8 protein-coding genes are annotated in these 21377 nt (G+C 56.9%); 2 read left to right on the top strand and 6 right to left on the bottom strand.

Translation table 11 applies throughout. The features are described 5' to 3' along the window. Nucleotides 1–16: 16 nt before the first annotated feature. Both LN244_RS03225 and LN244_RS03220 read right to left on the bottom strand, forming a co-directional pair. Nucleotides 17–16378 (bottom strand): leukotoxin LktA family filamentous adhesin, encoded by a 16362-nt coding sequence (locus LN244_RS03225; RefSeq protein ID WP_239041416.1) that lies wholly within the window; start codon nt 16376–16378, stop codon nt 17–19. Nucleotides 16379–16495: 117 nt separating this feature from the next. After that, entirely contained in the window at nt 16496–17296 is an 801-nt protein-coding gene (locus tag LN244_RS03220) for a helix-turn-helix domain-containing protein (protein WP_239041415.1), read from the bottom strand. A gap of 495 nt (nt 17297–17791) precedes the next feature. Between LN244_RS03220 and LN244_RS03215 the strand changes: the two genes are divergently transcribed. Further along, nucleotides 17792–18226 (top strand): host attachment protein, encoded by a 435-nt coding sequence (locus tag LN244_RS03215; RefSeq protein WP_239041414.1) that lies wholly within the window; start codon nt 17792–17794, stop codon nt 18224–18226. A gap of 113 nt (nt 18227–18339) precedes the next feature. Here LN244_RS03215 and LN244_RS03210 read toward each other — a convergent pair whose 3' ends face one another. Together LN244_RS03210 and LN244_RS03205 are read right to left on the bottom strand one after the other, a co-directional pair. Next, entirely contained in the window at nt 18340–18723 is a 384-nt protein-coding gene (locus LN244_RS03210; protein ID WP_239041413.1) for a group II truncated hemoglobin, read from the bottom strand. A 178-nt stretch (nt 18724–18901) separates the two neighbouring features. Then, a complete protein-coding gene (locus LN244_RS03205) occupies nt 18902–19216 on the bottom strand; it encodes a DMT family transporter (protein WP_239041412.1) in 315 nt (104 codons plus the stop codon). A 72-nt stretch (nt 19217–19288) separates the two neighbouring features. Here LN244_RS03205 and LN244_RS03200 point away from each other — a divergent pair, with 72 nt between their 5' ends. Further along, complete coding sequence (locus LN244_RS03200; protein WP_239041411.1) at nt 19289–19807, top strand: MarR family winged helix-turn-helix transcriptional regulator; 519 nt, start codon at nt 19289–19291, stop codon at nt 19805–19807. A 10-nt stretch (nt 19808–19817) separates the two neighbouring features. Here LN244_RS03200 and LN244_RS03195 read toward each other — a convergent pair whose 3' ends face one another. Both LN244_RS03195 and ybaK read right to left on the bottom strand, forming a co-directional pair. Continuing rightward, nucleotides 19818–20777 (bottom strand): Acg family FMN-binding oxidoreductase, encoded by a 960-nt coding sequence (locus LN244_RS03195; protein WP_239041410.1) that lies wholly within the window; start codon nt 20775–20777, stop codon nt 19818–19820. A 119-nt stretch (nt 20778–20896) separates the two neighbouring features. Further along, nucleotides 20897–21364, bottom strand: coding sequence for a Cys-tRNA(Pro) deacylase (gene ybaK, locus LN244_RS03190; RefSeq protein ID WP_239041409.1), 468 nt, complete (start codon nt 21362–21364; stop codon nt 20897–20899). Nucleotides 21365–21377: the final 13 nt, after the last annotated feature.

Raw genomic sequence — 21377 nt, 5'->3', positions numbered from 1 at the left:
TCTTTCTTCCTTGCGCTCATATTCCATCTTTTTCCTGTTCCGGCTGCTCATCTTCACTATCCAACCGTACTGCAAAACCGCTCACAGGCCCCTGAACCGGGCTAGAGGCCAGCACAGGCGATTGGAATGGCGTCATAATCGAACCTGTATACACGTAGCTCTCAGGCTCGCTGAGAATACGACCAACCGTACGTTCAACACTTTGACCACCTACTAGAACCCCCTCAAGATCATGAGTGTCCGTAAAGTTCGGCACACTGACAGTCCAGCCTGGGCGGTAGTAGACAACATAGGCGTCGGTTTCAACATTCTGTCCAGAAACCGATACTTTGAATGCCTGGTCAGGCTCATAGAGTTGCGTATCTACCTGCTGTGTCCCGGGATTCAACTGGTTCATCCAGACATAGGTTTCAGGAGTCTGCAATGCCATGCTTTCACTTATGCGTACGTCTCGCATGACCAATTCAAGCGCATCTGTCCACAGCTCCAGTACTCCTGCATAGAGCCGATCAATCTCGACACCTTCATCGCCGAAAATCCGCAGGCTGATTCGATCTGCCAGACCTTCATGCCCGTCGTGCAGATCAAGCCTGATCCAGTCACCGTCAGTGTCATACACACTGGTGTTCAGACCCGAACCATACAACCCGACAAAGTTCGCTGCATTGACCTGAGGAATTCGGGTTACGCCTCCCGAGCGCAGTGATACGCTGTCGGCTTCCGCAAGGTCGATGGAAAGGTTCACCCCTTCGGTCACGTCAGGCTGGCTTTCACCATCAAGCCATTGCACACCCGCGGTCATATCGATCAGCGGACCTCCCTTCACGGTACGCCCGATGATGGAGCCCCCTGCTGCAGCTGTAACACCACTGCCAGCCTCCATATCCTCGAACTCAATGCGGCCACCAGCGGTCAACCCCAGTGCACCCAGCGTATCCACGCTTACAATGACGATGTCTTCGAGGGTTTTCAGTGCCACATCGGCACCGGCTGAGAGTGAACCCAGATTTAACGACTCAGCTTCAAGGGTCACATCGCGGCCTGACGCGATCCGATTAACGTCCAGCGATCCTCCAGCCCGCAAGTTCAAATCAAGCCCTGTACGTATCTGATCACCGGTTATGATGCCGGCCGCAACACCGTTGATATTCTGGCCGGCAATCAGCGTGCCGAAACTGAGGTTCTCCCCGGTATTCAGCGCCAAAGACCCGACGATATCGGCACTGCCGATATGCAGATCGTTGACGGCACTGAGCAGAGCATCACGGCCCGACGCGACCTGATTAACGTTCAGAGTTCCTCCAGCCGACAGGTTCAGATCAAGCCCTGTACGTATCTGATCACCGGTTATGGTGCCGGCCGCAACACCGTTGATATTCTGGCCGGCAATCAGCGTACCGAAACTGAGGTTCTCCCCGTTATTCAACTCCAAAGATTCGACGATATCAGCACTGCCGATATGCAAGTCGTTGACGGCACTGAGCAGAGCTCCGGCTTCTGATCCCAAAGTTCCCAGCTGCATTGTCCCCTGGTCCACAGCATTGACACCATCCGCGCCGAACAGGCTGTCCAACAACAGGTCACCGGCCGCATTGACACTGACTTCTCCCCCCAGTGCCGCGATAGCTCCACCACCGGTCATGTCACTCAGCAGGTCGAGGTAGACGCTACCGTTTTGACTCAGTGCATTGACCGAGCCGGTCGAGACACGCAGGTAGGCATCCGAGGTACCAATATCATTCGTCGCCGTCAGGCTGAGAGCGCCGTTGAGACGCAAATGAGGCCCGTCACCCACCGCCTGGATCGCTGTGGACTCAAGGGTGAAATCATTTGCCTCACCCCATAACCGGATATCGGACAGCACGCTTGTGCCCCCCGTGCGAGCCGAGACATTGCCCAGTGACTGCAGCGAGGATGTCGAAGACATTCGCCAGTCATTTTGCAGATCCATCAACAGATTGCCACTGACGCCAGCGTCGGCATCCGACAGCAATACGTCCCACACATTGGCAATGGTCAGATCTCCGCCCACCATCAATTGGGCAAAGTTGAGGTTGCCCACCGCACCATTAAGCTGTCGGGCACCCAGCCAGACATCACCTGATACTTCCAGGTTCAGCCATTCACTGCTGCCCTGAGTAATATCCACGGCACCCGTTTCCGATCCAAGATTACCGGATACACTCAATGTCACATTACCGCCGTTGAAAGTGGCACCGGTACTGCGAGCGGCCGTCACATCACCGACCACATCCATCCAGATACCACCCAATGCAGTCACGCTGTCAACAATCACATCTCCTCTCTGGAACAGGTACAGTGAGCCACTGGTTCGCGCCGTCAACTGCCCGATCAGATCCGTCACCAGAGGGAGGTCTTCGGAGCCGATGTTGCCGCTCGATGCCTCCAGAATCAGATCCGTGCCCCTGATCCTGCTCCCGGGTGACAGTGAGTCATCCAGCAGAATCGAACCGTTGGTTTTAATACGAATGGTTTTTCCATTGATCTGTTGAATGTTGAGGTCCTGATCACCGCCAATAAAGGCATTCTCATGGGCAGTAACCAATATGCCCCCACTCGCCGCAAAATCCACGTCATCACGCCGTAGAATGGTCAAGACATTCGGGTTCTCGGGGTCGATAGCCACATCATCATATTCGGCCGTCGACAGTGCCTGACGCTCTGCTGTAGTCAGAGACCGAACACCATCCGTCAGGTCGATGACGAGTGTTTCGTCCAGCGTTTTGCCTACGTTATTAGCGGCAATAAAGACGTTATGACCCACAATGTTCGGATCTTCATTCAGCACGCCGGTGTTCTGGCCAGGCGCACGCGCAATGCCTTCGGCCACCGAATAGGTCAGCTGGTCGACCGTCCATTTGTGGCCCTGCGAAATGGCATCAATGTCATCCTGTGACAAGACAAAAGCAAAATTCGGGTCGTAGGCTCCCGTGCCGAACTCCTGGTGCAGGGCGTGATACTCATCGGTCGCCAGCTGTTCCATGCGCGCGACTCCGGCTTCCACTTCCGCAGGCGTCGACCATCCGTAGGTCGCTTTCAACGCTTCGATACGACTGCTGCCATAGCTGACACGGAAGTCGGGATCATAGGCATCACTGCTATAGGCCACCGGCTGGCCACTTTCATCCAGCTCAATCGACAGATTGCGCAGCGTCCAGTAACGCTGGTAACGCGTTTGCCCGGCCTGTGTCTGAGCATCCAGCTCCCTCTGCAACGCTTCATCCGCACCCGTGCCGGTAAGATCCATGTCGTCCCACAGTGCCTCGATAACCGCCGCCTGACGTTGATCGACACTCGCGGTGGTATTACCGTCCAGCAAATCACCGTCCCCAAGTGTCACACTGACATCAGAAGCCCCGGCATCCAGGGTCGTCACCCAAAGATCACCCTCCCTTTGCAACAGATTGATTCCGCCAGGTGCCGATGCAGCCAACACATCCTGCTCGGTACTGCCGGTCTGTATTGCGCCGTTAATGGAACCACTGAGGGAAGTCAGCTCGATCGACCCTCCCTTGATCCCTAAGCTCGAACCGCTACGAATATCCCCCACTGCACGCAACCAGACATCGCCGTCCTGGGTGCTGACTTCTCTGATATTGAGGCCCCCGTTGACCGCATCGAAACGGATATCGCCACCCACACTCGCCGCTCTCAAGTCGCCCGAAATCTGGGTCCTCATGGCTTGCGTCAGGCCGATGCCTTCAGTTGTGTATACGTTCAGATGTCCGGCGCTGATAATCGCATCAGGATCCAGCTGGTCCAGAACATTGGCTCTGATAGTAGTCGTACCGGACTCATTGAGCACTGAACCGCCCACCAGCACGTCCGACAGGGTGCTGGTGATATTGATGCTGCCACTGTCGTAGCCGATAAAGTTGATGTTGATGTCCTGATCTGCCGCCATGCCACGCCGGTGAATCCCGACCAGTCCGCTGGTCGTGGTTTCCTTTGTCCAGTACCGTCGTTCCAGACACACGATGAAGTGCGACTCGCAGGTTGACCAGGTTTCGACCACAGTACTGTCGGCACTGCCATCGCTTTCGTAGTCCTGTACCCCCCAGTCATAAACATTGCCAAGTCCTCGCTCGCCTTCGGGAATCTCACCTTCAGCCAGGTAGTTGGCACCCGGGATGGCCCGTGGTTCAGCACTGCCAGGAATGGTTTCGCTCGAATAGAGCGTACCCGATCCTGCCGGGATAAACCCGATGGCGGTATCGCTGTAACGGGTCTCAATATTGAGCGCCTGGTAACTTTCACCATCGAGCCAGATATAGTCGAGACCTTCACGCGGAGCATATACGGTCGAGCGGGAGCCTGCCGAAGCAGTCAGTGACGAATCAAGGAATTCGGCTGTCGTGTCAATCTCGCCGAAAGCTCCGCGATACACCTGGATACTGTTGCCCACTCGGGTATAGATTGTTGAGGTCAGGTTATTGTCATCACCATCCAACAGACCGGCATCGTTGATGCGGAGCCGTCCCTCGATTTCAGTGCCGATATCAATCCCGGCAATTTCCAGATCAATACCGGTTTCATTATTGACGGACACTCGACCATAACCATCAAGGACGCGCAGCTCGCCATTACCGGTACTGATAATCTTGCCGGTCAGCTCCATATAGCCACCGGAAACATCAACAGAATCCAGCACTATCCTGTCATTGCGGGCATCGTAGCGATAGCCGATGGTACCGCTCAACGGATCGGATTCACGAATCCGCACCAGTTCTTCACCGGCTCCGTTATTGAAGTCGGTGCGAGCCTGAGACATCACGGTTGCATCGCCCGCACTGATGGTGAGGTTCCAGTTCGGTATGCCACTCTGAACCAGACCGTTCACGTTGATGTAGCGGGCACTGATAATAACCGAGTTGCCGGCCACCGTAGCGCCGCTCGCATCAGGTGCAGCCAGACCCGCCGGGTCTGTATCCAGGTGACGGAAATCGTCGATATAGCTCAGAACCACATTCTCACCGGCACCGATGCTCGTACTGTTGGCGCGAATGCTGCCATCGACAATGACGCTGCCATGGTTGCTCTTGATCAGCACACTGCCACGCCGATTTTCCACATCACCCACAGCAAACACATCAGGTGCCAACGTCCCCGGCAGATCCGTGGGGTTGAAACTGTTAATGACGCTGATCTGCGGCACATCCGAGTTAGCGGCCGTATTCACTTCAGAGAAGTTCGCTACTCTTCCATCCTTGTTCAGGGCCGTGATCTCGGCGGTCGATTTGACCAGTGCACGGTTGAAGCGGACTTCACCACCCATCCGGTCTGGAACAATCAGGTCATTGGTGCGGAGAAAAGCCGGTGTGTTGTTGATAATTTCGATACTGGCATCACCCGGCGCATCCAGTACACCCGTACCGGTGAGAACCTGTGCACCGATTTCGATATTACCTGGACGTGCGATGATATCGTCCAGTTCCACGGTATAGATCGGGAAACTGGTCGGTATGACGAGTGCGCCATCCCTGCCATCCGGGTACATTTCGGCTTCGGTGAGCCCTGCCTGGGTGCCCAGAGCCTCCAGCTGGCGGCGAATCAGATCGATTTCGGCCTGGAAAGCCGCTTTTTCGACTGCCGAAGCGTTGTAATCGACCTGTTGGGCATACAGCGTGTTCAGTCGCTCAAACAGGTTCTGGGTGTAATCCTCGGACAGCAACGTGTAGCCGACGCCCTCGCTGCTGCGGCTGGCATAAACCTCGAAAGTTTCACCGCCACTGCCGTCAGAAACAACCCGGTGATTCAGTGTCAGGAACTGGTCATGGTAGATACCCGCCTCAACACGCCCATCGATGCTGACCGCGGTCTGGTTATCGATGGAGGTACTGCCCCCTTTCAACTCCAGCGAAATCTCTTCCGCCCCCACCAGAGAGCCTATGGCGTTAACGATCCCTTCAGCTGCGGCACGATACAGATCCTTGCCAGTCCCCTGAGCAGTCAACGCGTTTTTTCCGCCATCGGCGATGAGGTACACATCCCCCACACTGGCCACACGAGCACCGCTATCGATCGCGATATTACCCGTGCGGGTCAGCAGGACATCGGCTACCGGCGGACCGCCGACCGGCAACGCAGTATAGTTCCAGAGGTCGGTATAGGCCTGAAGATCAATCTCGCTGTCGTTTCCGAAAGTATCACGACCGGTCATCAAGCGCATGTCACCCCAGGACAGCAGCTCCGCTCCCTGACCGACATCTATGCTCTGCTCACTGCTGAATTCAATGCGGGATGTGCCGCCCGCGGCACCGCTTACGCCATAGGTTTTGGCATTGGCACTGGCACCGATATCCGCATCGTTATAGCTTGCCAACACCATATCGCCGGTGGACTCGAGCCTTGCACCCTCGGCAATATTAAGGGTTGCCGAGACGTCATTGGCGGTAATCCTGGACTCCGCGTGAGCGGTGGCAATGAGACCGCCTGCATCCAGCTTGACCCTGTCACTCAGATCCAGAGTATTGGCAGCCTGCACCGTGAATGTGCCCGGACTGGTCCAGTCCCCCTTCAGACCCAACATAACGTTGCGACCGAGGTCGACCAAAGTATTCAGTACGATATCTGCCATGCTGGACGCGCCGGCAAAATCAAAGATACCGCCTGACCCACTCTGAACGTTGAAATCGTCACCACTGTTGCTGGACACACTGCCCAGAGCATCGATCTTGACGTTATTCGCCTGAACAACGCTGTCTTCGGCTACTGTTACGGTGACATCCGCATCCACCGAATTCACGCTCCAGCCACCACTCATGCCGAGCAGGGAAGCACGCGTCGAATCTACGGTCGTCAGATATTCGGTGGTGTGACTGGCCGCAAGCGTCAGGTCGCCAACTGAAATTGCACTGCTGTTGGCCAGCGTTGCACTGACACTGCTGGCATCCAGTGTGCTTGCACTGGCCGCAGCACCGGCCACAAGGCCACCACTACCGGCCTCTGCCTGAGCTTCGTTAACGTTCTCGCTTATGGCGCGCACACTCAGATCACCGTGACCGGAACCTCCGATGGCCCCGGCAAAGTGGGCCTTGGTCGTTCCCGAAGATTCCGCATGTGCATCGTTGGCCCCGGCGGCAACCAGCCCGATCGAATAACCATCGGCATTCGCCGACTGACGGGCATCGGTCCAGGCCAGCAACTGGATATCTCCTTGCTGGTTGAATGTGCTGCCACTCTCGATTTCGGTGTTGATATGACTGGTCGTACGCGCGTCGGCTACCGTGGCATTGGCACCCAGCGCCGCGCCTCCGGAGGCGCCGGTTGCGCGTGCCCAGGCCAGGCCGCCGCTACCGGAAACCTGTTCAAGGCGTGCCTTGAGCTCCACGTCACCAATCCCGTTCACCGTCGTGGTGCCGAAAATGACCGCATCAACATCGGCTTCCACCTTCGCCGTCGCAACCGAGGCTCCCACACTGTAGGAGCCGGCCACGTTGTACCCCTCGGCCAGCGCGCGTACCTCGGGCCGGCTCTTGGCATCGATATTCAAGCCATCGCCCTTGACGTACAAGACGTTAGCGCCATAGAGACCGGCATCCACATCGCTGCCATCAATCGCCGTGGCAACCGAGCCACTGCCCGCAGCCAGAATGCCCCCTGCGGCGGCGACCGAATGCGCATTCACACGACCGGAACTGGCCGCTGCCAACTCAATCTCACGCGCACTACTGGCGTACAGAGTGGCGTCAGCAATGCGTGCGTCGACTCGGCTGGTTTTTCCGGCGTTCGCCAGCACAATCCCGGCTGCGGAGGCTCCGGCCTGTGCGCCTATGGCCTCTGCATTAACGCTGCTCAGATCTTCTGCCTTTACACTCAGCACACTGCCAGGCCCTTGCAGTCGAGCCGAAAAGCCCGCTTCGACCTGATTATCGATACGTGCGTCGACCACGGCCGCACCCAGCGCGACCATACCGGCACTGCCAGCAACAGCAGTATCGGTCAGTTCATCAGTATCCCCGGCCTCACCGGCAACCGCTTTTACACTCACGTCGCCATGAGAGTAGATGCTGGCATTATCACTGATTAGAGCACTGACCTGACTGTAGGAACGGCTGATGGATACCGCGCCACCAAAGCCCAATGAACCACCGGCGATTGCACCAACCGTATTGGTAATGCGCGAGACATCCTCGGCATTAACATTCAGGTTGGCGGCCACGATGCTGCCACCTGAAATGCGTGCACGGGTTCGATCGGCCACAGTCCCGGATACTGCTGTATCAAAGTCATAAGCCGAGCTTGTAGCGATCTGCTCCTGTTGGTCCTGAGACAGCAGCTCGGCGGTATCGCCGTTGCGCTCCGCCTGATTCAGGTCGGAAACATGACTGAGCGTTCCCTGGCCGTCCTTGTCAATTTCCTCATCCGCATCACCACGCTCCCCACTGCCGATAAGCGTCACGGATACGGAGCCGGAAATGCCCGCGCTTGCACCGCCTGAGGCAGCGATGCTGACGGCATTGCTGGTGAGATCACTGCGGGCAAGCACATCCAGATCCCCACCCATCTGAACGCTTGAGTGTTCCAGAGCAGCATCGGTTACCGAATGGACTACCGAAACCTGTGCCCCAGCCCCGACGCCTGATCCGGATACGCCGACGCCCAAGGCCCCAGCAAAGGTCGAGAGCGTTACCGCCTCGGTTGCTTCTATGCCGAGACTGCTATCCCAGGTGCCCTGCAGACGAGCATTGCGCATGCCCGCCATTGTGGTGTTGTCGACCACATTGACGCCAATGGAGCCGGCAACCCCCAGGGTACCGCCGCCCGCCGCGCCTATTGCGTAGTTTTCGATACCGCTGTCGCTGTTGGCCTTGATTCGGGTATCGCCTGATACAATCAGTTGTCCAGAGCCGGTCGGTGTTTCATTGGTTTCATCACGCCACTCAGAATCGATCTCCGCTTCGGTGGTGAGACTGGAGACCGCAAGATTGGTCGCGCCTGCACCGCCGCCGGTCACTCCGATACCCACGGCACCGGACACCAGCGTCATGCGGTTACGGGCATCGGCATCGAGTACCAGTTGCGCCGTATCGGCATCCGTTTCGCCTTCGAAGTAAGCCAGCGTGGTCGCGTCATGAACGGCAATGTTGCCGCTGCCGGCTATACCGGCAACACCTCCGGCGCCACCAATGGACAGCATGCTGGTTCCCAGCGTGGTTCGTGCTACGACATCGATGCGATCTGTCGCATGCAGGTCCGCCTCACTGGCCCAGGCCGAGGTCCTGCGGGAAAGTGTATCGATAGCGAGAGTACCCGAACCACTGCCGGTAGCACTGGCTGCAACCCCTGTCGCCAGATTGGCGCTGTAGGCATGACTCGATGCCCTCAAGTCGAGTTGCTGATATTCGCTCGCGCCCACAGCACGATTGATGTCGCCCCCCCGAATCCAGGCACTGGTCTCACCCGCAATGACGTTATTGCTGGACGTCACGGCGCCAGAAGCACCACCACTGACCCCGATTGTCACGGCCAGTGCACCCACACTCTGAATCGAACTTGCGTTCACGGCCACACCGGTGACGTCATGAGAAGCCCGCTCCACGTTCACCGGACTGAAATCGACGACTTCTTCCAGTTTGGTCGCCGAGATTTCGCTGGTGAGATCGCCGGTTGCCACAGAGATCACATCGGCAGCATCAAGAGCCAGTGCGCTGACCCGAGTTGTAGCACCATCAATATAGGCCTGGGTCACCCCCATCATGTGATTGATCACAAAGGACAGCCCGCCACCTACGGCGCCAATGCCGATACCGGCACTGCCGGCAATCACGTTGACAGCGTCATTATTGGTCGCGACCACTCCTACGTTGTGTTGCGCCTCGATATCAGCGCCTGAATCGATATAAGCCGATGTGACCGTATCCATCAGATTAACCGCAATGGAACCGGCCAGCCCGGCCTGCCCGCCCACGGCAACGCCCGCCGCTATGGTGTTGATTGCGGCAAGACTGGATGCATCAATGGACAGGTTCTCAACTCGCAATCGTCCGCCGCTGACCTGAGCACTGATTTGATTAGCGATGTCATTTACAACCGCTGCGGCTCCGACGGCACCGGTGCCGCCACCCTGCACGGCACCGGCAAGACTGTCGATGGCCGCATGGTCGGCCGCCTGTACGTTCACACGTGCCGTATCACGCTCAAGGTAGGTATTATTGAGTCCCGCCGATATCATGGCGCGGTTGGAACTGGATGCGTCCGACACCCCCGCAGAGATGTTGCCGGAGCCGCCGCCGGAGACAGCCAATGTTTTGATCGACGAATGGTTATCGCTGCTGACATCCACCTGGTCGGTACCCAGCAGCGTTGTGCCGCTGATTCCGGAGCTGATGGCATTCGCCAGCGTATTGAACGAGAACGCCAAACCAAAACCGGCCGTGTTGCTGACAGTGATGCTGCCGGCCAGCGACCAGATATCATTGGAATTGTCTTCACTGCCATTGGCAGCACGCACACGGAGACTGTCAGCCTCCACACTTGAAGCGTCTACCTGCGCACTGGTCGAGGCGGTCAGGCTGTTGATCGTAACCGAGCCCGCAGCCGCCACCGTGCCGCCTGCATTCACACCACCCGCAATGGCCAACGCGCGGATATCGGCATCCTGCTGCGCCAGCACATCAACACTGGCACCCTCACCAGCCGGGTTACTGCCGGTTACATGTACCCGATCGCCACCCAGCGTGGCCGCAACAGTGCCACCAATTTCGTTATAACTTGCCGCCGCACCAATCGCGGCAGTGCCTGATGAGGTCGCACTCAAGGCCCCGGCCAGAGAAAAGATTTCACCCTGTGCTTCTGCCTTGACACCGATATTGTCGGCTTCCAGCACGGAGCTTCCGCCCACCTGAGCCACCACATCGGTTTTACTGACAGTAATAGCACCTGACCCCAGGGCTGTGATGGCTGCCGCATCCGAGTAGCTGGCACCGGCGGCGATTCCGATTGCCGTGCGGCTGTTGATGGCAGCCACATCGATGGCACCCGCTGCAGTAACATCGGCATCCAGAATCTCGGCACGGTAGCTGCCGCCCAACTCCGTATAGCCAACGGCCACACCCGCTGCAGCCGCATCGCCCCCAATAGCCAGAGAACCGGCAAACCCGAGTACCGCCTCACCGGGCAAAGCCAGATCCGGCATAGCCAGTCCAGTCTGGTCCGTATCGATACCGGCCAGCACGTTACCGTCAAAGTCAGCGCCGGTATTCAGCCCCCCCTCGACAAAATGGCTATCCAGCTCCGCGGTCCCCGAGGTACTGGCGGCCAGCACCTGCAGATCACCTGACAACGTCAGTACCGATTCGGAGACCAGCTCCGGTACGGCCGGGGTTTCAGGGTTCGAATCGTCATCGACTTCATGGTAGGTGCCGGTGACACCGGCCCCCAGATCACTGTCGACACTGAGCACATAGACGGAACCGGCACCACTCAGGGTACTGGAACCGGTATCCACCGCCCCGCCGAAAGCAGCAGCGAGAACCCGTGAAGCGCTGAGAGCACTCACACCCACATTGCCGTAGTTGTACAGTTCACTGCCTCGAATGTAGGCCGAAACATCGTTATCGATGCGGCCATAGGTCAGCGCCAGGCCCACACCGCCACCGCCGTCGCCCGAACCATGGTAGAGCGCGCCACCACCCACCAGAATGCGTGAGCGGTCATAACCGGTCAGATTCAGATCCGAATCATTGCCCAACAGCATCGAATTCTCGATTTCCGCGCGCGTATCCGAATCAATCATGCCCAGCGATGCCGAAACGGCCCCACCGTAACTGGCATTGCCATCAGACGACGCCAAGGCCAGACCGGCCGACAGGATGTCACCCGAGCTTGCCGCCAGCACATCGACAGTTGATGTTTCTCCACCGGCCGCGAGGGTGACACCATACAAACCCGCACGGGTTTCGTTCTGGATATCGTTGAAGGCAACCGCCCCTGCCACGGCGGTAGACCGCGAGGCCGAACCACTGCCGGACAGGGACAACGCGGCAGCACCACTGCCACTGATCTGATCAATATCGCTGATCGCATTGACACTGATCTGAACCGCCCCATCCGCAGGTGTGTTCAGCAAAGCCACATCGTTCATTTCGGCAACGGTATTGATACGCGAGAAGTTAAGCGTACCTGAGCCGGCTCCGGTCAGTGACGGTGCAGCCGTGGGGGCTGAAGAGGAAGAGCCAAACGACTGGCTCATATTCTGCAATGAACCCAGAAAACCTGAATTCTGTGTGTTGCTGCTGGTATTGCTGCTCAGGCCACCGGCCGTATTCTGCTGCTGACTGCCAACACTTGAGCTTGACGATGCCCCGCTACGCGCCACGGCGCCAGCTACGGAGATCGCTCCTACCTCACCTTCGGTGCGGGCATTGAGATTGACCTCATCAGCAAGAATTCCGGCAGCCGAACCGTCGGCCACCAGCACATCGGCCCTTTCGGTATCGGCCATGCCATCCCCATCGGTATCCTCACCCTCTTCAGGGACCCGATCAGCGCTGTTGTCGCCAACCCAGGCGCGGGTATCGCTGCTGATACTGTCTACTGCCACCGCAACACCGATGCTGGTTTCGGACGACGAAGCCATCGCGCCACCGATCGCCCACAGCCAGGTATTCTGATCCGCCAGTATATCCAGCACTCCCACATCCAGATGGGCACCGTTGTGTACGCTGGCATGAGTTACACCGTCGAGCTGGGCATAACTGAAGATACCGTTTCCTGCCACGCTGTCCCCCTGTCCCGCACTGGGCGCAATCACGACCATCAAGTCGGTCGTTACTGCATTCACATCCAGTGCACTGGCACGCACCACGGCACCATCGCCGATCCCGGCAATGGTCCGCGTGTCAAATTGGGTCCAGCCAAAACTGCCTCCGACAGAGTTGCCCGAAGGGTCATTACGGTTCAGCAGCAGGCTGAGAATTGACAGGTTGCCTGTAAAACCAATGGTTTCCGTCGTACTTTGCGCGTCTACATCGACCGGGGCCGACCAGGTCCATGATTCTGCAGCGTCGATATCCCAGGGATCTTCACCATCATCCACTTCAATGGGAATACCGAAGTCAGAACTCCACTCGGCATCTGCCCCGGTAGCGTTCAGGGTTGCACCTTCACCTACCCAGGCCCGAGTGTCATGTCCGGTCAGCAGAATATTGGCTGAGCCAAAAACCGCGTTTTCCTCGGCTGTGCCGTAGGCGTTCGAGTATCCCGTCAGGAGATAATCCGCCAACCCTGCACTTTCCACAGCGGTGGCATCCGGCATCATGACCGCTTCATAGAGAGAGGTCAGCGCGCCGAAGAAGTCATCCGGCCCATCCCATTGGGTCACGTCAAAATCACTGAGCGCCTCGTCGTAGTCGTTATCGATAGGCAGCAGGCTGCGCGCCCCCACACCGATATTGGCGGCATTAACGCTGGCGCCGTCTCCGATCAACGCATGACTGGCATGGTTGTACTCGCCAAAGGCAAAGGCCACGCTGCCCGAAATCTGGCTGGCATCGGATCCCGATGTGGAGTTGACTCGGCTATCAGCGATGTTGCGAATGCCCTGGTCAATCACGCGTGAACGCACCGCAACATCACCGGCAGCATTCACAACAGCACCGGAGCCAATCCGAGCAGAAGCGGTCTGCTCACTGATGGTCACGGCAGCGGCACCCGCGATACGCAGACTGGAAGGTGATCCCGAACGGGAAATGGCTCCGGACAAGAGTCCATCCAGCGCACTCTGGCGATTGCTTCGGCTTCCCAGCAGATAATCGAAAAAGTTATTACCGGTCTGCACGCTGGCACGGGTCGAGCGTGACACGCTGAGGTTCTGGGCAATCACATCCAGCGATTCCAGCTCTTCGCCGGCAGCCAATCGCGCATCAAAGTAGGCATCAACGCCGGTTTTCCAGTCCGAGATGGCGACAGTCAGCGCGCCCTGTGACTGGGTCGGTGCCCCGGCTTTGGTACTTTTGATGGCAATGCTCTGGGCTTCGGTGCTGAAATCATCCATACCCGCCGCGTGCACATCCACGTCGCCGGCGTCAAGCACCACGCTTTCACCGATTCCAGCGGTGGTATTCACACGCGCCCTGCCAATCGCCAAGGCGAATGCCGCCGAGGAGTTGCCCTGGGTGGTATTGGAGGTTGTTTTAGCAGCCTCGACCTGAGCTTCCGCCCCCACTTCCAGCTCGTTTTTACTGAACGCCGTGACATTGACCGCCTCGGTCGTTGTCAGACGGGCATTCCCGGAAACAATCGCCGTGGTTTCCCCGGACACCTGCCCATAGATCGCGCCTATGCCGATATTCGGAATGGAGCCTGCCAACAGGCCGCCACTGGCACCATTGACACTGCGTTCGGCATTCGCTGACACATTGATTTCGCCACTGGCTTCCAGCACTGCACCATTGCCAATTTCCACTTTGGCATCGGCATGGGCTATACCCGCCGTGATGGGCAGTCCAACCCCCAGCAGGTTGGTCAGATCAGTGGGGTCATCCGCGTTCTCGATCAGGTCTGCATGTATCTGATCGAACTCAACATCGGATATTTCCTCCATCAGCGTGAGCGTACCTGTCGGGTTGGCCGGATCCAGAGCCGCCAGGAAACTGAAATCGACGCCCGCATTGGCACTGGCGGTCACATTGATATCGCCGCCACGCAGCATACCGTTCACGACGACAGATGCACTGGCCTGCGACCAGCCGGCCACTTGCAGATCCGATGCTTCGGCACTGATTTCGATATTGCCGTCAGCACCGGCAGCGCCCATGTATCCGGAGCGCTCCAGGTATCGGGCATCCAGCACGGCGCCCTCTGCAATAGAGATGGACACGTCATCGGTTGAGGCCACCGCGATAGGGGAACCGATGCTGTCGATGTCGGTGAAGTAATCCCCCACGGACGGAGCTTCACAGATATTACAGGTGAAGTTATCGCCGGATAACAGGCTAATATCGCCCGCATCGTACCCATCGGTGGCGAAGGTATTGATCCGCGCGCCTGCTTCAATCGTGATATTCGGAGCCTGCAATGTCACGTTGCCGGAACGACCAATCGACGCCACTGTTTCACTGTCTGCAGGTAGCAGGAAGGGATTATCTCCGGGGGCTGCCCAGTCCCCGTACAGCTTGTCATCGCCAGCAGGATCAAGAATCTGTCGGGTGTTGATGACGGCATTTTCAGCCAGGGTAATCGTATCGGATGCAACGATGGTAACGTTGCCGCCATTGGTGTAATAAGCCGTTGAACCCGCGTTGACGGTCACCGGATCAATCAGGAACTCGCCCACCTCACCACCGGCCCCGGCGCCAAGGTCTGCATTGAGGCCATCCAGCGTCACCGTGCGTGCGGCACTGACTTCAATAAAGCCACCATCGCCGGTCGCCCCTGCGCTGGCATCAAACCGAACCCCAGTTGATACTGTGGCATCGCGATCAGCCCAAATGTCGATAACACCGGCCGAGCCTCCTGAATCAGCACCGGCCACGGACATCACAGCACCATCATTCAAACTGACGTCACGACCGGCACGAACCCGTATATGACCACCTTGTTCGCCTGAGGCCGGAGCCGAAACATTGGCAACACCGCTGATGACAACATCATCAGCGGCATGAATAACGATATTGCCCGCCTCAAGGCTGGCTCCGGAAGCCACGGCCAGACCTTCGGTATTCACCGCGGCCTCAAACAGCGCCTGATGTGCTTCATCCGTTGCAACTTCGACCGTTCCGTCGAGCACTACGACTCGACCTCCAAGATGAACCGCGTCGAGTGCATTCACTTTGCCATCAATCCTGATCTGGCCGTCACCCACTGGGGCTGTTCCAGCGAGCAAATCACTTACCGCGGCTTCATCAATCGCGCCCTCCGCTGAAATCATGCGATCCATGAATTCCGACGTCGGCGCAGCCAGCATCAAGCTGCCGACATTTATGACACCATTTGCCCCAACGACGACACCATGAGGGTCTGCAAACACGATATGGCCATCGATATTGCCGTTCTTGACGCCGTTGAGTGTCCCGTCGATGACAGCTCGACTGTCATGGACCAGGTTAATCAGGTTCTGTGCGTTGGATGGGACATGCAGATTAACGGTATTGCCTGCGGCTACATTGAAGTGATGGAAGGAGTTGAAGCCGTTTGCTCCACGCACCGTTCCAGTTACAACGTCCGTGACATTGCCATTCACATTCAGGCGTGTATCGGTGCGTCCATCCACTACGATGGTATTGGCCCACAGAGGGCTGATTCCCGCTCCCAGTGCAGCTGCCACAGCAGCAGCCAATGTCGAACGGGCCGCCGTGAATTTCTGTCCTGCGATTTGACGCAACCCGCCTCTGCGTCGCTTAGCCGCTCTAGCCATATCCTTTACTCCCTGTTTGGAATCCCTTGCAGACTCCCATGCCCGCTTCCGACACGCAGACCCATGATTAATATGATGACAAGCAACATACAGATGTTTGAATCCGTCATGGAGTCACTATTCAGTGACTCCAGTGCCCTCCAACCAAAGCGCCGTTAATCCTGTGCGCCCCCTGACTCCGAACTTGCGACAGATTCTGACGCAATAGGTATGCACGGTGCTTTTGCTCAAATTGAGATGATCTGCTATCTGTGACTCAGTCTTAGCCGTCAACAGTCCACTCAAAACCTTTCGCTCTGAAGAGGTAAGTGGCTCACTCGCCACTATGGATCCGTGATGCAGAGCCAACTGCCGATGGAACCATTTCATTGGTCTGACAGCATGCTCCAGCAACAGCTTCTCACGCTGACTAAACCTCGGCTTCTTCGCATCTAAGCGCTCAAAGGCAAACCATGACTCCGCATCCTGAGTGACTGGAGTACAAACAAAGATGACTTCACCAGTGTCCGTTAACGGGTCAGAGCTTTCGCAGAGTTCAGACTCAGAACATGCCGAATCAAGCCTCTCGTCTTGAACCGAAATGCCGAATCGCCCAGCTTCCCCGGGATGACTCAACAGGCAAGCATCAGCATCTTTTGAATCGATTCTTTTGGGAGACTCCGTTCTTGCCATATCCTGCTCGAAACCGTCAGACAGACGCACTACGTGCCTCGGTTTCCAGCACATGGCCGAATCACTGAAGGCCTTGTCTTGCACTCTCAGAGTTCCCATCCAATAGGCGTCCTGAGCGCAAATCAGACTGCACAGCCCTTTAAGGACATGGATAAGCGCCTGGTCAGTCTCTGAAGCCCCAAAAGCCGCCAACTCATCCCACAGGGTGTGAATCTGTTGAGTTTCTTCGGCATCAATGCCTTTCATGCTCCATGCTCCATAAACTGCCTGTTCAGCTTGAGGCGTTTTAACTAAGCGAATTTCCCGGAAAGAAGCATTTCTTGCCAACCCGGTATCTCAAGTTGGTAGCTCATCACATTTACACATCCATAAAATGGACATATCACTGGACGGCAGTTTGTTAACCTGATCTGTTTGATCAAATTTTATCAGCGGCAGCTGAGTTATCATCAGCCGAAAGAATGGTTTCGAAGGGGAATAAAGCGAATCGAATTGCTCAGAAATCAGCCGCTATCTTGCGGACAAAACGTATTAACGGAATAAAACGGGATAAAGTGGTCAGGCCCATTTTGTCTGGTTAAAGTCCTTGCACCAGGCTCAACAGAATAGTCTTGCATCTCCTGACAGTCAGATGATGCAGAAACAATCCTGCCCTTTCCAATTCCCGGTTTTGAACAATACTTGAGTCATGGCAGGTCAGAACCTGCACCCACACATTGATCAAACAGCGGGAGAACTTACATGGCTACCTGGTACGTTGTTGCCGACGCCGCCAAGGCACGCATCTTCCAACAGAAAAGCCCCAGGGACACGGCTGAAGAGATCCATACCCTGGTCCACCCTGCCGCACGTGCGCCGGGGTCGTCACTGACGAGCGATGCACCTGGCGCTCAGGCCAATGCAGGCTCTGGCACCCATGGCATGCAAGAAAAGGTCACCCCGCGCCAGGCTGAGGACCAGCGCTTTGCTCGCGAGGTGATCGATCAGGTACGCCATGCCCTGAATGACAATCAGATCAGCCAGTTTTATATGGCTGCTCCACCGCACTTTCTGGGTTTGCTGCGTGGCGCCATGGATAATCGGGTGTCAAAGGCGCTGGCCGGCGATCTGGACAAGAACCTGTCAACAGCCAAACCTGATGAAGCCTGTGCCGCTTTCAAGCCCAAACTGATGTGAACAACAGCATGGGAGGATGACGCTGGTGACCGGGGATGATTATCAGAGGCCAGGCGCAACCTCCCACACCTCAGCCCGATGGCTCCCCCATCCGACACCCTTGTTTGTGAGGGTCAGTCCCGATTACGCACCATATCAGCAATGGCGAACATCGGTTCCTTGAGCATCTGCTTGAGCTCTTCTTCAGCTCCAATCTGCTCCAGTGCCTTGTCCATGCACAGCAGCCACTGGTCACGCTCTGCCGTCCCTATCGCATAGGGCTTGTGAGGGCTGGTCATGCAAACCGAGCCATATTTTTCGGCATAGAGCTGAGGACCGCCCATCCAGCCGATCAGATATTCGGCCAGTCGCTCCTTCATGGGCCCCAGGTCCTTGCCATGCATGGCACGAATGCCAGCCACTTCAGGCGCCGTATCCATGAAATCGTAAAAGGCGTTGGTGAGGCTGCGAATACCGTCTTCACCCAGCGCTTCATAAGGCGTGTTGTAGCAACCCATGTTGTGTCCTTGAACGGTTGTTGATGTTATTCCTGACAACCTATCCGAATACGCCACAGGAAGAAAGCCACAACCGGACCAGGGATATCCATCCGCTGCACAAAAATATTGTTGATGTGATATCAGACCGGGCTAGCCGCATGGCCAGCAGCAGTGCCAATGGCTCTGGAGTCCACCTTCAGGATACCCATTTCAGCCCTACCAACGAGCACAACAGCAGGGCCAGAAAAAACAGCCGCAACCCGCTGACCGGGTCTCCAAACCAGATCATTCCAACCAGCACCGTCCCCATGGCCCCCACGCCAGTCCAGATCGCATAGGCCGTTCCCAGCGGGATACTGGCCATGGCCTTGGTGAGTAGCATGAAACTCAATCCTCCCAGTACCACGAAGGTTATTGAGGGCCCCAGCCTGCTCAGCCCTTCCGACTGTTTCAAGGCCACCGCGAATCCCACTTCGAACACACCTGCCAGCAAAAGATAGAGCCAAGCCATTTTATCTTCCCAGTAAGATAATCATGCGTGATATTATCTTCCGAGAAAGATAAAAACAAGGAACCTCTCCCCATGAGCCGTGAACGTGTGAGTTTTACTGAACTAACCGATGTCTCCCAGAAATACTGGCCCGAGGCTTCGGTCGGAGTCAGTCTGATTGCTCCTGCCATCTACCGGTTGCATGAGTATTTGAACCGTCTGGCCAGGGAGCTGTTCAAGCAGTACAACCTGCAAAGCGCAGAGTTTGAGACGCTCTGTGCCCTGCGTAACAGTCCTGAGCCATACCGAATCACGCCAACCGAGCTCTATCGCAAACTCCTGGTCAGTTCAGGCGGCATGACGAAAATTCTGCTCAGACTGGAAGACAAGGAGTTAATCGAGCGCCCCGCCAATCTGGCAGATGCCCGTAGCCGCCTGGTCGCTCTGACGCCCAAGGGTAAAAGCCTGATTGAAAAGGTGACGGCACAGTTGATTGAGCAGGAAGCAGAGCTGGTTGCCCGGATTGACCAGCCCGGGCAGCTGGAGCAGCACTTATTGCGGTGGCTTGCCCAGATCGAATCGCATCAGGACGACAAGGGTCCACACCTTTGACTGACGACTGTCAGCCCATGATGACTTCTTCGACCGGTCGCCTTGATGAAGCCGGCAGCACCTCTTCGGGGTAACCTAGCCGCAACAGAATTTGGGGGAAGCCCGCAATGCCCAGCTGCTGCTTCAGCCGAGAACGCAACTCGGCGACCTGAATTGGCTGGTTCAGATAGGACGCCTGAATCCCTTGTCGCTGCGCCACCAGCAACAGGCGTTGCAATGCCTGACCCGCTTGCAGCCAGTATTCAGGACTGTCCCCCTCTGTGGATAACAGTATCAGAGCAGGAGATTCTTCCACCAGCAGACTGTCCTGCGAGGCCACACTTTTCCCCATATCAAAATGCCGTACCACACCGCGGACCAGTGGCGCTACCAGTCCCGGAACAGCCAGCCCATCGCCCTTGCGTCCTGCGTGCAACCACTGCGCCAGTTCGTCACGCCAGGCATCATTCTGCCACTGGAGACTATCCCCTTCACGGATCAGCTCCACCAGGGCATCCCGTAGCAGGTCGTCCTTAATAACCACCGGCTGGCAGTGTTCGACTTCAGCTGCACGGATCAGCGACTCTTCCAGTAACGGTTCCAAGGCTTCCTTTTTGAAACGGTTTCGATAGGTGCGCCGTAACAACATCGCATCGAAAAGTACTGCCAGCGAGGAATCGGCCGGTTCTGCATCCAGCGAGATACGTGCCAAAAGGCAGGGCTCGGCACTCTCTGGCAACAGCTCCAGGCTGACTCCCCAGCCTGCATGGGCGGCAGATACTCTAAGGTTCATCAGCGCACAGCCACAACTGATATGCAGTTCCCGGTTATCGGGATCATTGACCGGCAGTCGACGTTTCAGGTCCGCATGAAGTTCAAGCTGGTGTTTGAGCCCCCTGAAGCGCCACGGCTGGGAGTTATGGCTGGAAGGCGCCAGCACCGCATGTTGTATCAGTGACATGAGGTTGTCAGCATCACGGCCCTTGTCCATAGTACGCACTCCCGATACAGGCATGAGCTTAGAGTGTATGCCAGCAGGTTCCGATCGTCAGCCTACGCTCCGAAATGTCCGGGGATAAGCGAGTCACATGTTTGAACCTCATCCGCAAGCTAGCCGGCAATGGCAGCAAAACGCGCCGACGTCAGCCGGCACAGATCATCAGGGGCCAGTTCGATCTCCAGACCACGACGTCCGGCACTGACATGCATCGTGCTGTACTGCTGAGCACTTGCGTCGATAAAGGTTGCCAAACGCTTTTTCTGACCTAAAGGACTAACCCCACCCATGACATAACCGGTGACGCGTTCGACTTCGGCCGGATCAGCCATGGCGGCTTTTTTCGCCCCGGCCGCCTTGGCAATCTGCTTCAGATTCAGCTTGCCGGCAACCGGTACTATACCGACGGCCAGCGTTTTACCATCCAGACTTACCACCAGCGTCTTGAACACCTGCTCTGGAGAGAGCCCAAGCTTTTCGGCAGCCTCGGTACCATAAGACTCGCTGCTGGGGTCATGCTGGTACTCGTGAACCCGATGGTCGACCCCTGCCTTGCGGACCTGATTGATTGCAGGTGTCATTCCTGCCTCCTGT

Source organism: Marinobacterium sediminicola (assembly GCF_022343685.1).
Classification (GTDB): domain Bacteria; phylum Pseudomonadota; class Gammaproteobacteria; order Pseudomonadales; family Balneatricaceae; genus Marinobacterium; species Marinobacterium sediminicola.
This window is presented reverse-complemented; position numbering and strand designations above follow the sequence as displayed.

Excerpts from the sequence above, each read along its gene's own strand:
- LN244_RS03205 (WP_239041412.1), bottom strand. The coding sequence starts at position 19,216 with ATGGCTTGGCTCTATCTTTTGCTGGCAGGTGTGTTCGAAGTGGGATTC.
- ybaK (WP_239041409.1), bottom strand. The coding sequence starts at position 21,364 with ATGACACCTGCAATCAATCAGGTCCGCAAGGCAGGGGTCGACCATCGG.
- LN244_RS03225 (WP_239041416.1), bottom strand. The coding sequence starts at position 16,378 with ATGGCTAGAGCGGCTAAGCGACGCAGAGGCGGGTTGCGTCAAATCGCA.
- LN244_RS03210 (WP_239041413.1), bottom strand. The coding sequence starts at position 18,723 with ATGGGTTGCTACAACACGCCTTATGAAGCGCTGGGTGAAGACGGTATT.
- LN244_RS03195 (WP_239041410.1), bottom strand. The coding sequence starts at position 20,777 with ATGGACAAGGGCCGTGATGCTGACAACCTCATGTCACTGATACAACAT.
- LN244_RS03215 (WP_239041414.1), top strand. The coding sequence starts at position 17,792 with ATGGCTACCTGGTACGTTGTTGCCGACGCCGCCAAGGCACGCATCTTC.
- LN244_RS03200 (WP_239041411.1), top strand. The coding sequence starts at position 19,289 with ATGAGCCGTGAACGTGTGAGTTTTACTGAACTAACCGATGTCTCCCAG.
- LN244_RS03220 (WP_239041415.1), bottom strand. The coding sequence starts at position 17,296 with ATGAAAGGCATTGATGCCGAAGAAACTCAACAGATTCACACCCTGTGG.